This is a genomic window from Pseudomonas sp. 86_A (assembly GCF_017491705.1).
Classification (GTDB): domain Bacteria; phylum Pseudomonadota; class Gammaproteobacteria; order Pseudomonadales; family Pseudomonadaceae; genus Aquipseudomonas; species Aquipseudomonas koreensis.
On the sequence record NZ_JAFGYS010000009.1, the window covers coordinates 67,785 to 81,477 of the forward strand.

Below are 13,693 nucleotides of genomic sequence, written 5' to 3' on the forward strand. Positions count from 1 at the left end.
CGTCACTACCGTGGAACGTCATGTGCACCGAACACCCGACGGTGCCTCCCCACACAGGATGTGATCATGACCGAAGATTCCAGCCCAGCCGCCGACCTCGGCCTCACCAACGAACAGGACGATCAGGACGATCTGGTTACGCAATTGGTGACCGGTCCTTCGATCCGCGAAGTCGCTACTCAGGCGTTGCTGCCGGCCCTGAAAACCCTTTATCCGCAACTCGACATCGATCCCCGTCTGGCGCTGGTAGTGACGCCCACCTGGCGTGTTCACGAACAGCACATCAGCCCAGGACAATCACACTACGAATCACTGACCGATGCGCTGGTACGTCATGGCGTAGCGTCGACCCCGGTGTTTTATTTCGATGGTGAGCACTACCTCACTCTGGACCCCACTGCGCCGGTTCCGGTGCAGATGCCCGTGAGCATTGAGGTCATCGGGCACCTGATCAACGAACTCGCGCCGTTGCTGTTTTTCGCCTTTCAGGAACAGCAAATCGCTTACTGGAATCAGCTCGTGCAACCCTCGACGCCGCGCTGGAAACGGTTATCCAACTCTCTGCGCGATTGCTGGAACGTCGACGCCGGGCCGGAATGGACCCAAGACGAAGTCAGCATGACGCGCCACCTGTTCAGCCACCCGGAGAAAAATGCGCGCACGGCAAACGACCCCTATCAATCACGCGCCTGCCTGATCGACCTCGACTTCGGCCACACAAAGGGCGGCGCGCCCCGCTTCAACACCCTCGACATGGCCGTACTGATCGGAACCGCAGGGTCGCGCAGCCTGATCCTCGCGCACACCGTGACCGGTGGCTTCGAACGCTACGACACGCTGCAGACCCTCGGCGAGTCCCTGGTGAGGTACACCGACAGAGAGAAACCTGACAACGCGCTGCAATGGCGTTTGATCGAACCCGAAGGCAATTACTTTGATCATCTGGCGTGCAGCCTGATTGCTCTGCAGGCCGACGCCATCGGCGCACTGGCCAAGGACAGCGATGCCGCGAAACGCGATCCGGCCCCGCATATCAGCCGCGCCAACAATGAACTCGACCCCACGGATAAACACGCCTCTTCGCAATTCAATCGGGTCGAGCAAAATTTGCCGGACTGGATGATCAACGCTTCCCCCGCCGACCTCACGGCGTACAGCCGGCACTTGATGGATCTGGCGACCGTTCGCACCCAGACAAACGACCAGTCATTTCAGGACGGCATCAAGCCGATTCGCGAGTTTGCTTTGGATAGCCTGCGCGCAGCCATGCTCAAGGAGCACGCCGATGCGGCGACGGTGAATCTGGCGGACATCGAGATCGAGGTCGACAGCGTCGTAGTCTGGGGCACTTTCGTGCCGCTGACGGAGCCGGAACGCACCACACTGAGCCTGGTCGACCTGGCGCTGCAAAACCTGATCGCCGTGCCGCTGGGCAACAAGATCGTGCGCAGCAAAAGCGCGGCAACGTTGCCGTCGTGGATGACGCTGGCCTACCTCGAAGCGCTGATCACAAGCGTCGACATCGGCAAGACCTACCCGGCACTGATCAAGGACAAGCTGCTCGATGACCCGGTGGAAAGCCTGCGCCGGCAGAATCTGTTCACCCGTCACTTGCAAGTCGAACTGCCGCTGCTGGCCTTGCAGCAGAAGATCCGCGGCCAGGACGGTATCGATGAGTTGGGCTATCGCTATGTGGCTGCCGTGGTTCAGGCGCTCGAAGCCAATCGCTGGGTCGACGGTCAGGAAATTGTCATCCGTCCACTGGCGTTCAACCCCGGCTGGCGCCTGATCGGCGCTGCGGACGAAGTGGCCAACATGTTCGTGATCGGCCCCCGGCACATGGACAAGGGACCCTGCCTGCTTTACCGGCCCTTGCTCGACCAGCCCCTGAGCCAATATCCGACACCCGCCAACCTGATCTACGCGATCAAGCACTCGGCAACGCTACGTCGATCGGTGCTGGCCTGGTTGCCCGACGGGGTGCGGGCCAACTATGCCAACTACGTGTTCACCGGTAGCCTGCCCTCGGTCTGGTCGCTCGCGCAGTTGCTGGCAGACCCGCTGACCCCGCTACAGATGGGCGGCACGCTGACCCTTGGCTCGCGCGTCATCGCCACCGATTATCTGGTTTTCCTGTTCAAGGCCAACGTCGATACGCTGGTCGAGCTGGCGCACAGACAATCGGTGTCCAATGCGCAAAACCGCTGGGCGACGTTCAAGCAGGATGCATGGATGATCTTCAATGCGGCGCTGCCTTTTCTCGGCCGCACGGTCGGCACCGTTGCCTGGATCTGGCAGGTGCTGGACGACGTCCAGCAGACCCTCGACGCTGGCGAACGAGGTGAGCGACAGCAGCAGGCCAGCGCCATGACCGACCTGTTGCTGATCCTCGCGATGGTCCTCGCCCATCGCGCCAGTACCCGTCAGTCGAACGCCCGAGGCAGCGAAAAAATGGACTCGAATGCCTCGCAAACCGTGCTGGCGGAAAAACCGCCGGCGCCGATCAGCATTGTGCACTTGCCCGATATCGCGGGTGAGTCGGCCCCGGCGCAACATCACACCAGCGTGCTGACCGATGCGGCCCTGAGCCTTGCGCAAACGCTGGAACGCTTCGCTGTCACCCGTCCCTCATTATTGGTGCCACCCGATAGCAGCAGCGGTCTTCACCGCCACCTTCATCGCCTCGGCGCCCGCTACTATGCGCCGATCGGTGAGCGCTGGTTTGAAGTGGCCGTTGATGAAACGGGTGCGGTATCGATGATCGATACCCGGCAACAGCCCGCACGCAGAGGCCCCGCATTGATCGGCAACGCCGCCGGACAGTGGTTCGTCGACACCCGTCTGCGCCTGCGCGGCGGTGGCTTGTCGGCAAGGCGCAAAGCGGTGAAAGAGCAAAACCGGCAACGCATCGTCGAGCTAAAACAGCAACTTTCCGACTTCGATGACGAGCGCGCCAAAGCAAAAACCGAACTGCTGGCCGCTCACCAGAAAATGAGGGATGCCAACGACCAGACATTGCCTGGGTTACGACAAGCGTTTCTGGAACAGCTTGACCGTCGCACACTTCAATACGAGGCGCCGATGGAACAGCTCAAGGCGTTGAGCCTGCTGCAGACCGTGCCCAACTATCGTAAAGCCATGACCACGATGCTCGACACCCAGCTGCATTTCAACCAGACATGGCTTGATCAGAAGAACCCCGCTTTCGTTCAGACCTTGCGCGATACTCTGGCCCTGCTGGAGGCCGAAGAAATCAACGGTGCCGCCGGTGACCGTGCGACCTATCAACAAATGGTCGACCTGACTGAAGGCGTCATCAGCAAAATTGAATTCGCCCGATCAAAGTTTCAGGCCCTGGAGCGACTCGGCCGCGATGCAGCCGAAGTGATCGTGCAGTATCGCCAGCGGTTGCCGACCTTCAGCCTCAATGACCTCAAGTCGCTACAAGTGTCGCTGGCCCGTGAAGTGTGTCTCAAGGAAGGTGATACCGCCGCACTGAATGAGGCCCGGGCTGACTTTTCCCGCCTGCTCGACACCACCAACCTGGTGATCCAGACCTCACAGGAACTGATGCTGGAGGAAAACCCCGCAAGCCTCAGCGAACGTAACGAAGCCCTCGACGGGCTGCTCGAACAGTTTGTCGCCATTGATCAAGCGATGGAGGACTTCGCCCTCGAGCACAAGGACGCCGTGCTGGATGAGCCCTTCCAGCATATGCGCAAGCGAATCGGCGAGTTTCAGACACTCACCGAAGACCATCTGGCGCAATTGTTGCGCGAGCATGTCCCCGCGGAACCTCGCCCCGGGCCCTCAAGACCTGCGCGTGCACCTCGCAAACGCGTGGTCAAGACACGCTTCAAAGGCACGGTGGTCGGTGAAGTACGACCCGCGCAGCCGGGCGAGCCGGTCCTGTTGGAGGTGCGCGCGCCGATGACCGGCAGAGTCATCGCCACCTTCCACGAAAAGACGCCGGGCGTCTGGGTCGAACGCGTCCCGGCCAGACGCCGGCGCCCCGCCGCGCCAGTGCCCCTCACTGCACAGCTGACCGAAGGGCAGAGCCTGCTTGACGGTGTGGAAGGCTTCATTCGGCAAACCGAAGCCAGCTCAAAAAAAGCCGGGCGCATCCCGGTAGAAATCGAGGACCTGTTTCGCCAGAAAAGCGAACACTTCGATCAAAGCGCCAGAGCCCTGGAAAGGGCCTTGAACCTCCCCGGCACAACCGCAAGCCAGCGCCCGGTTGCCACGAAGCTGAAGACCGAACTGCATCAGGCCCGGGATCGGCTGAACGCCGAAGGCCAGCGGATACGGATCGAAATGATCAAACAGCAACCCCCTACCGCTGCGCGCATCGAATGGTTGTTGAGCAAGAACGAAATCGACATCGTGCCCACTGCCGGACGGCGCCGGCTCAAAGGGCCGCGCAAGGATTACCTGAAGGAATACGAAATCCGTGATCACGGCACGCAGAAGGCGCTGTGGTATGCGCACTTCCACTACGCCGCACCCGACGGACCGGTGGAAAACTTCACCGCCGCCCATTTGAAAACCAGCGGCCAACGGTTGCTGGCAGGCGCCTTCGAGATCAGTGCGGACACTACAAACACGCAAGTGATCGCCATTTACCGTAGCGAGATCAGCGCGCAACTGGCCCGCAAACTGTTTTTTTCGTAATTCCGAAACGTCAAAAAGGAAGCTGACGATGACCGAACACACCGACAACACCCGCGTGCCCGTCCAACTGATCAACAACCTGGTGCTGCAACAGATCAGTCAGGGCCCCACGATCGATGAGGTCGCCGCGCATATGCTGCGCGTGGCCTTGAAAAAGCAGTTTGCGGATCAGTCCCTGGATCCCGATCACACCCTGATCGGCACTCCTCGCTGGCAATGGGCCAACGGCAAGGTCCGCGCGCTGCCGATCGTATTCGAATCGTTGACCCAGGCGCTGGTGCGCCAGTTCTTCACCGACACCGACGCCAATTACCTGGAGGGCGAACACTTTCTGACAGCCGACCCGCAGGCGTCTCCCGTGGTGCATCTGGATATCAGCATCGAAGCCATCGCCACCCTGCTCAACGATTACAACCCGCTGCTGTTCGTCGCCTATCGCGAACGCCAGTTGGCCTTCTGGAACAGCACCGTTCACAAAGTGCCGCGCTGGCAGGAACTGTCCGATGCCCTGCGCAAATCCCTTGATGTGCAGACCGTCAACGGCTGGGATGCCGACCAGTGCCATGTCGCCCGGGCCGTTTCGCATTTTCCCGACAAGCAGCAACGGGACGGCCGGCAACCGGCGCTCGCAACGATCAGGGTGCACCTGATCGACATCGACACTATGGACGCCAAGGATCAGACCCGGCACCTGGTGGTCGGCGGCGTTGCGGTGCTGACAGGACGTTATCGCGAGCGCGACCTGGTGATGATGTACACCGTGGACAGCGGTTATGAATCGTTCGAGTCGCTGGACGCCTTGGGCGCTTCATTGCCCGGGCGCCTCGAAGAACGTCTGGACGGGCGTGACATGAAGTGGCGACTGTTCGAACCCGAAGGCAATTTTTTCGACCATATGGCCTGGGCCTTGATCGCCGGCCAACTTGAGGCCATTGCCGAACTCACTCGCGAGTCCATCGCCAGCGCTACCAATGCCGACAGCCTGCCGCCCGCACTCCCGCCTTCCAGCAACGATGAAAAAGACACGCTGGAGGCGCTTGATGAGGCGATGCCCGAATGGCTGGCCGGCGCCAGCGCTGCCGACATGGATCACTACAGCCGCTCCGTCAATGCTCTGGGCAAGCTGTACAAGCACGTCGATAAAAAGCTGTTCCATCTGCCGGCGATCGACGCTTTCGCCCAGCAGCGAATGCGCGACGCGATCATTGCCGACCAGCCAACCGCCGCCGGGTTACCCCTGGACTCACTGGAAATCACCATCACCAACAGTTTCGAGTCCGGTGGCTTGACCCTGCCCAACCCGCTCGACAGCTATAGCGAAAACCTGGGCGACTTCGCGCTGCAGAACTCGCCGCCCTATATGGCCACCCTGCGCTTCAACCCGCCGCAGCCGCTTCCCGCCTGGCTGGACAGCGCGTACCTGACGGAAATGGCGAAAAAAGTCGACATCGGCCAGACCTACCCTCAATTGCTCAAGGACAAACTGATCAATGATTCCGAGCAAGCCTCCCTGCAGAAACATTTTTACCTGCGCCAGCTGCATGCCCTGCTGCCGCTGATTGCCCTGGAATGCAAGATTCGCGGGATTGGCGGTATCGATGAGCGGGGCTACGCGTATGTTCGCGAGTGGCTCAAACCGACGCCTGGTCATCTGCAGCCGGTGGTCATTCGTCCCCTGACGTTCTTGCGCGCCGGGGACACCGAAGGCGACACGGTGGCCAACATGTTCCTGATCGGCCCACGTCAGGCGGACAGCGGACCGTGCCTGTTGTATCGCCCGCTGCTCGACCAGCCGTTGTTGCAGTTTCCTTCTGCGCAGAATCTTGTGTACGCCCTGCATCAGCCCGGGGAGTTGCGGGATTCGGTGCTGGCGTGGCTGCCGGATTCGGCTACCAGTTTCAAATACGCGCAATATACGTTTCCTGTTGGTCTGCCCAGCCCGTGGACGGGCGCGCAGTTGCTGTCCGAGCCGTGGACCGGGACAGACTGGACCGGCCCGGTCCAGCTCTCATCAAAAGAGCTGCACGGCGACGTATTCGGCATCCTGTTCAAGACCCATGCCCAGACCATGGCCGAACTCGCCGACCGGCAATCTCAGTCCAACGCCGAGCGGCGCTGGACACTGCTGCGCGACAGCGGCTGGGCATTGTTCAACGTCGCCGCAAATTTTCTCAGTGGCCCGGCCGGTGCTGCGGTCTGGATCTGGCAAAGCATCAGTGAAGTCGAACAGGCGCTGCAGGCACGCCAGCGGGGCGACAAGCTCGCCGAATGGGATGCCTTCGGCGATATGCTGCTGAGCCTGGGGCTGCTCCTGGCTCACCGCGCGGCCGTTTCCCGGCGAAGCGGCCGACGCCACACACCCGCCCCGGTTGAAAGCGCAGTGCCCACCACCGTGCCCGCCGCCGCTCAACCGGCAGCGCCCAGGGTGACCCGCATCCCCACGCCGCTGACCGGTGAACTGCCGACGAGCCATTGTTCTTCACTGGAAGCACGGGGCTCCGTTCCGCGCCGCTCGGCCGACGCATTGCTCGCCTACCTGCTGAAGGCAAGCGTGACGCCGCTTGACCTGACGGACACGACCCTGGAAAAAATCGAATACGGCACCGGGCACCTGTATCGCCGCGGTGATCGCCTCTACGCACAAGTCGGCGAGCGCTGGTACGGCGTCGTCGAAAACGACGAGCAACAAATCCAGATCGAGTTTCCGGGCAGCCCGCCAGAGCCCGGCCCGCTATTGGCGCATGACACTCAGGGCCAATGGGTTGTCGATACTCGCCTGCGCCTGCGCGGGGGAGCCGGTGGTCAAAGCTTGCAAAGCCAGTTGCGCGCGCAGCGTTGGGTCAAGGAGCAACAGCGCAAACAACTGGAAGCCACCCTGAACGCCTTCAAACGTCAGGAATCGATCGGCAACGAGGCCTTGAGAACCGCTCAGGCGGAGATCATGAACACCACCGGTGTGGCTCACGAAGAGGCGACCCGGCGCTACCTCGCCCAAGTGGAAAAGCTCATCACCGATTACCAGCAGGCACTGAAAAACCTTCAGGAATGGCGCCTCAAGGGTGGTAGCGTCGGCTACTTTTATGACTTGTTGAACATGACGACGCACCTGCAGAAAAACCTCAACCTGTGGTTCACCCTGCAGCGCAATGCCTATGCCACCTTGAACCAGAAGCTGAGCGGGAACAGTGTCATCGAGGCAGAAGCCGGTTTGCAGGAGCACATCGCCACGGTCAAACAGACGCTGGCACTGAGTCAGGACATGGTCGCTCGCCTGCAACTGGCGCGAACCTCGCTGGAGGATCTGGAAGCCACCGGCAGCGCCGGCATCAGCGCGGCCAAACGCCTGCGCGACATGCTGCCGGCCTTCACCGAGTGGGATTTGAAGGCCAACGAAATCGGCATGTCCCATGAGTTGTGCCTGCGCGGCGGCGCCAGTACCGGTGGCGCCCAGCGCGATGCCGTGGGTCGGTTGATTATCGAAGCAGCGACCGCCACCCATCAGCATGCTGCACAGCTCAAGAGGTCAGACAGCAGTGAGCCGGTGGCCGGACGCATCGACACCCTCAGCCGACTGCTCGACGTCTATGCCGATACCGATCAGCGCTTCAGGGAGCTCCCCGACGAGTACCCGGGCAAGATCGAACCGGCCGAGGTCAATCGAGTCCGCAGACTGATCGGTGATTTCCGGCAGGTGGCACAGGAGCAATTGAGCCTGCTGTTGCCCGAGACCCCAGAGCCTGCGCCGGTCAAGCCGGTCACGCCGAAACCCGCCATTGCCGGCCCGTCTCGTCCGGCCCCCAAGGTCACCAAGAGCCGGCCCCGTGACCCGAATCCCGCCAAGCCTTCGACCGCCACCGAGCCGGCGTTCCACGACATCCTGCCGGCACGCCCTCGCCCCGCCGCCGAACCACTACCGGACGATACCGACACCATCGCCAATGGCCTGACGCTCAACGAAAACGTGCAGGGTTTCATCGATCAGACACGCAAGGACGCGTTCCGCCCCAATCGCATCCCGGCCGACATGCAGGATCTGTTTGATCAACAGGCGCAGCGCCTGGAACAGTCCGCGACAGCGGTCCGCCAGGCACTGGCGCGGATGCGCGAAAGCGGCAGCACACGCTTCCCGGTGGGCAACCTGCCGGCGGAGCTGCAAAGCGCCGCCGAGCGCTTGCGCGCCGAGGGCATCAGTGTCCGCGCTGCGCTGCTCAAGGAGCGCCAGCCCCGCCAGGCGTACGTGCAATGGCTGCTGGACAATCATCAGGTGCGCATCGAGAAAAACCCGCAGGGGCGGATCAGGACCAAGAAACGCCGGGACTACTTTCAGGAATACCGGATCCTCGATACCACCCACCGCGATCAGCCTTTGTGGCTGGCGCATTTTCACTACGATTCGATGCAAGCTCCGCTGGAGGCATTCACCGCAGCGCACCTGAAAATCGCCGACGTCCATTTGCAGCAGTTCAGCACTGAACGCCAACAGGCCCTGACCGAGCTGGCTCCGATCGACTATGTGCTGCGACGTATCAGTGATCCGGCGCTGTTCTTCAAACTGGAAGCGCGTCGCTGAGGTCATGAACCTAGCGGGTCAGCAGACCCGCTTCAACCCACGCGCCAGGCCGTGCGCAGGCGTGCCAGTGCGGCCTCGATGGCTTTTTCGGGCACCGCGGCAAACCCTATCACCAGCCCGGCGCGTCGATCCGGCGCGGTGCTCGAGTCGGGCAGCCAATAGCTGCTCAGGCCATTGATCTCCACATCGACGCTGGCCGCCTCTTCGATCAGCGTCCGTTCACGGGCCACGCTGTCGACCGGCACCGTCAGGTGCAGGCCGGCCGCCACGGTGGGTAACGGACCGACTCCGGGAATATCCGCTGGCCAGCCACTGAGCAAGGTGTCGCGACGGCTCAGGGCGGCTCGGCGCATCCTTCGGATATGTCTCTGAAAATGCCCGGCGGCCATGAACTCGGCCATCACCGCCTGGGTACTGACTTCAGAATGGCGCACATCCACCGCACGCCGCTGGGCAAACACATCCACCAATCCCGGTGGCAGCACCAGATACCCCAGGCGCAACGCCGGGAACGCGACCTTGCCGAAGGTGCCGACATACAGCACCCGTCCCTGTCGATCGAGCGCAGCCAAAGGCGCCAGTGGTGCACCGCTGTAGCGATATTCGCCGTCGTAATCATCCTCGACGATCCAGCCTTGCGTGCGCTCGGCCCAGGCCAGCAGTTCAAGGCGCCGCGCCAGACTCATCACCACTCCTGTGGGGTACTGGTGGGAGGGCGTGACATAGGTCAGGCGGCAATCGGTCAGCCCTGCCAATTGCTGGCAGTCGATGCCCTCGCTGTCCACGGCCACCCCATGCAACCGGGCACCGGCCACGGCGAAGGCATGCCCGGCCGCGCGATACCCCGGATTCTCGATCGCCACGCCGTCGCCGGGCTCCACCAGCAGCTGTGCACAAAGGCTAATCCCCTGCTGCGCGCCACTGGTGATCACAATTTGCTCAGCCGTGCACTGCATGCCTCGGGAGCTGCGCAAATAGGCCGCGATCATCCCGCGCAGCCGCGCGTCGCCGGCCGGATCGCCGTAACACAGTTGCTGCAAATCCGGTTTGCGCCAGAAAGCCGCATTCAGCTTGGCCCAGACGTCGAAAGGGAACAGATCGAATGCCGGTACACCGACCCGAAAAGCCCGGGGCGGACCACTGGGTGGACGGGCCAAATGATTGTTTTTGACCCGAGTCAGCGCGTCGCTGTGGATAACTTTGCTGGATGGATCCACAGGTAAATCCAGCCAATTTGTGGATAAGGCTGTGGGTAAGCCTGTTGAAAACCCTGTGGATACTTTTGTGGATAGTTTTTTCGCCGGCAACGCCGCCTGGGGCAATTGCGCAACGTAAGTGCCGTCGCCGACCCGGCCTTCAATAAAGCCTTCGGCGTACAACTGATCGTAAGCACGCACCACGCTGTTGCGCGAGATCGCCAGCGCCGCCGCCAGGTCGCGGCTGGCCGGCAGCCGCGTACCACTGGCGAGACGTCCGTCCAGTACGCGCAAGCGCAATGCTTGATACAACTGGCGGCTCAAGCCCTGACGACGGTCGAGTTCGATTCCCGCCGGATTGAATGGCATGGACAGCGTGGGCGCTTCGGGCATGGCAATGGACCTATGAAATTGGTCATCAATGGCTCTTACAACAGTCCAATAGCCTGCCTAGGATGCAGGCATTCGCCAAGGAAAATCTCTCCATGTACACGCCCCGCGCTTTTGCCATCGACGAGTTGTCCCAACTCCACGAACTGATCCTCGCCACCCGCCTCGCGATTCTCGTGACCCACGGTGAAAGCGGCCTGCAGGCCAGCCATGTGCCGGTGCTGCTGCATCGCGAACAAGGTCAGCACGGCACACTGTACGGGCACCTGGCCAAAGCCAACCCGCAATGGAAAGACCTGCGCGACGGCGCCGAAGCCCTGCTGATCTTTGCCGGCCCGGACGCCTACGTCAGCCCGGGCTTTTATCCGAGCAAGGCCGAGCACGGCAAAGTCGTGCCGACCTGGAACTACGTCGCCGTGCACGCCTACGGCCACGCCGAAACCTTCAGCGATGGCGGGCGCCTGCTGGACATCGTCAGCACCCTCACTGATCGCCATGAAGCCGGTCGCGCGCAACCGTGGAAGGTCGATGACGCGCCTGCCGACTACATCGACGGCATGCTCAAGGCCATCGTCGGTTTCGCCATCCCCATCGACCGCCTCGAAGGCAAGCGCAAACTCAGCCAGAACCGCAGCGCCGAAGACATCGCCGGCGTGCGCGAAGGGCTGGCCGCCAGCCCGGACATCAATGACCAGACCCTCGCCCACTTGATGCGTTAAGGAAACAGCATGAGTCAGATCCAGATCCGCCCGGTGACTGCCGGTGATCACGCCGCCTGGCTGCCGTTGTGGCAAGCCTATCTGCGCTTCTACAACACCGAGTTGCCGGACGCCGTCACCCACAGCACCTGGCAGCGTTTCCTTGAACCGAGCGAACCGACCCACGCCGCCCTCGCCTGGGCCGATGGCAAAGCCGTGGGCATGGTGCATTTCATTTACCACCGCTCGAACTGGAGCATTGAAAACTCCTGCTACCTGCAGGATCTGCTGGTGGCACCAGAGACGCGCGGCACGGGGGTTGGTCGCCTGCTGATCGAGCACGTCTACGCCACTGCCAAGGCCGATGGCTGCTGCAAAGTCCACTGGCTGACCCACGAGACCAACGCCACCGCGATCCAGCTCTACGAGCGCATCGCCGAACACCCCGGATTCATCCAGTTTCGCAAAGCCATTTAAGGAGCCGCGTACATGACCACTTCACTTGCCGACTGGAAAGGCGTTCCGTCGCCCACCAGCAAACTGCTCGAAGGTCGCTTCATCCGCCTGGAAAGACTCGACCCGGCACGCCACGGCGACGAGCTGTTCAACGCCCTCGAAGGCCCCGGCGCCGACCCGAAACTCTGGGACTATTTGCCCTATGGGCCGTTCCCGCAGCGCAGCGTTTTCAATGACTGGCTGAACAACCATGCCGCCAGCAGCGATCCGTATTTCTTCAGTGTGATCGACCGCGCCACGGGGCAGGTGCAGGGCATTCTGAGCCTGATGTCGATCGTCCCGGCTCAGGGCCGCATTGAGATCGGCCACGTCACCTTCGGCGCGCCGATGCAGCGCTCACCGAAAAGCACCGAAGCGGTGTACCTGCTCGCCAAATACGCGTTCGCCTTGGGTTACCGGCGCCTGGAGTGGAAGTGCAACAACGGCAATGCCCGCTCCAAATACGCCGCCGAGCGCCTGGGCTTCAGCTTCGAAGGCGTGTTCCGCCAGCACATGGTGGTCAAGGGCCAGAACCGCGACACCGCGTGGTTCTCGATTCTGGATTCGGAGTGGCCGGCGATTGCGGCGGGGTTCGAGCGGTGGCTGTCCGATGAAAATCAGACGCCCGACGGGCAGCTGAAAGGCTTGGTTGAATGCCGGAGTTAAATCGTCAAAGCAAAAGATCGCAGCCTTCGGCAGCGCCTGCAGGGTGAACATCAACCCCATGTAGGCGCTGCTGCAGGCTGCGATCTTTGGATGGTTATTTACACCAGCTTCTGCGCCAGCACCGCAATGTGTTCCGGGCCGATGCCGCAGCAGCCGCCCAAATGGCTGGCGCCACGCCGCTGCCAGTCCTGCGCCCAATGCAAATACCCCGGCGGATCCAGATCATCGCGCAGCGGATCAAGACCGTCGTTGGCGGTCGCCTCTTTGGGTTGCGGCGGAAACGCATTGGCATACGCGCCGATGTGAATCTGCACACCCAGGCGTTCGAAGGTGTCGCGCGCCGCATCAATCGCCGCACCGATCACTTCCGGCTGGCTGCAGTTGAACAGCAGCGTCTCGACGCCCAACTCGGCCGCTACCGCCGCCGCGTCCGCCACGGGTTCACCGGAGCGCAGACGCGGTACCTCATCGGTGTCTTCGTCCTTCAGGGTAAACGACAGCCAGAACGGCTTGCCGTCCTTGGGCAGACCCGCGCGGATGGAACGCGCCTCGATGATCGAACTCTGGGTTTCCGCCAGCCACAGGTCAACGTGGGGTGCCAGGCCGTTCACCAGTGGCGCGAGCAACTCGTTCACCCGCGCCGCGTCGAACAGGTCCGGACGATAGGAACCGAACAGCGGCGGCAACGAGCCGGCAACCCGCACCGCTTTGCCCGACGCCTGCACCGCACGCCGCGCCAACTCCCCGGCCAATCCCGCCAGCGCCGCGCCTTCAGCGGCAAACCGTGCTTCGCCAATGTGAAACGGCACCAGCGCATAACTGTTGCTGGTGATCACATTGGCGCCGCTGGCGATGTAGGCGGCGTGCACCGCTTCGACCGCTGGCGGCGCCTCGATCAAGGCCAGCGCCGACCACTCGGGCTGACGAAACGGTGCGCCGGCGCGCTGCAACTCACGGCCCATGCCGCCATCCAGAATTACCGTGTTTGCTGTGCCCATATGCGATTC

The 13,693-nt window shown here is 62.2% G+C and carries 7 protein-coding genes; 5 read left to right on the top strand and 2 right to left on the bottom strand.

What is annotated here, in order from left to right; translation table 11 throughout:
* The first annotated feature begins 66 nt into the window (after window positions 1-66).
* Both J5M57_RS15115 and J5M57_RS15120 read left to right on the top strand, forming a co-directional pair.
* Window positions 67-4,671: a DUF6543 domain-containing protein gene (locus tag J5M57_RS15115; protein WP_207848628.1), complete on the top strand. Its 4,605-nt coding sequence runs from the start codon at window positions 67-69 to the stop codon at window positions 4,669-4,671.
* A 28-nt stretch (window positions 4,672-4,699) separates the two neighbouring features.
* A complete protein-coding gene (locus tag J5M57_RS15120; protein ID WP_207848629.1) occupies window positions 4,700-9,241 on the top strand; it encodes a hypothetical protein in 4,542 nt (1,513 codons plus the stop codon).
* A 32-nt stretch (window positions 9,242-9,273) separates the two neighbouring features.
* Here the strand turns inward: J5M57_RS15120 and J5M57_RS15125 are convergent, their stop codons facing one another.
* Window positions 9,274-10,830 (bottom strand): PLP-dependent aminotransferase family protein, encoded by a 1,557-nt coding sequence (locus tag J5M57_RS15125; RefSeq protein ID WP_207848630.1) that lies wholly within the window; start codon window positions 10,828-10,830, stop codon window positions 9,274-9,276.
* Between the two features lie 92 nt (window positions 10,831-10,922).
* Between J5M57_RS15125 and J5M57_RS15130 the strand changes: the two genes are divergently transcribed.
* The 3 genes from J5M57_RS15130 to J5M57_RS15140 are packed head-to-tail and all read left to right on the top strand — an operon-like array spanning window position 10,923 to window position 12,686.
* The gene (locus tag J5M57_RS15130; RefSeq protein WP_207848631.1) at window positions 10,923-11,546 is read left to right on the top strand and encodes an FMN-binding negative transcriptional regulator; all 624 of its coding nucleotides are present in this window, start codon (window positions 10,923-10,925) and stop codon (window positions 11,544-11,546) included.
* A gap of 9 nt (window positions 11,547-11,555) precedes the next feature.
* Window positions 11,556-12,002 (top strand): GNAT family N-acetyltransferase, encoded by a 447-nt coding sequence (locus J5M57_RS15135; protein WP_207848632.1) that lies wholly within the window; start codon window positions 11,556-11,558, stop codon window positions 12,000-12,002.
* Window positions 12,003-12,014: 12 nt separating this feature from the next.
* Complete coding sequence (locus tag J5M57_RS15140; protein ID WP_169842896.1) at window positions 12,015-12,686, top strand: GNAT family protein; 672 nt, start codon at window positions 12,015-12,017, stop codon at window positions 12,684-12,686.
* A gap of 98 nt (window positions 12,687-12,784) precedes the next feature.
* On the opposite strand, the gene J5M57_RS15145 is transcribed toward J5M57_RS15140, so the two are convergent.
* Window positions 12,785-13,684: a homocysteine S-methyltransferase family protein gene (locus tag J5M57_RS15145; protein WP_169842895.1), complete on the bottom strand. Its 900-nt coding sequence runs from the start codon at window positions 13,682-13,684 to the stop codon at window positions 12,785-12,787.
* Between the last annotated feature and the right edge of the window lie 9 nt (window positions 13,685-13,693).

Bases quoted from the DNA above. Each gene is read 5' to 3' on its own strand.
- J5M57_RS15115 (WP_207848628.1), top strand. From the start codon at position 67: ATGACCGAAGATTCCAGCCCAGCCGCCGACCTCGGCCTCACCAACGAA.
- J5M57_RS15120 (WP_207848629.1), top strand. From the start codon at position 4,700: ATGACCGAACACACCGACAACACCCGCGTGCCCGTCCAACTGATCAAC.
- J5M57_RS15125 (WP_207848630.1), bottom strand. From the start codon at position 10,830: ATGCCCGAAGCGCCCACGCTGTCCATGCCATTCAATCCGGCGGGAATC.
- J5M57_RS15130 (WP_207848631.1), top strand. From the start codon at position 10,923: ATGTACACGCCCCGCGCTTTTGCCATCGACGAGTTGTCCCAACTCCAC.
- J5M57_RS15135 (WP_207848632.1), top strand. From the start codon at position 11,556: ATGAGTCAGATCCAGATCCGCCCGGTGACTGCCGGTGATCACGCCGCC.
- J5M57_RS15140 (WP_169842896.1), top strand. From the start codon at position 12,015: ATGACCACTTCACTTGCCGACTGGAAAGGCGTTCCGTCGCCCACCAGC.
- J5M57_RS15145 (WP_169842895.1), bottom strand. From the start codon at position 13,684: ATGGGCACAGCAAACACGGTAATTCTGGATGGCGGCATGGGCCGTGAG.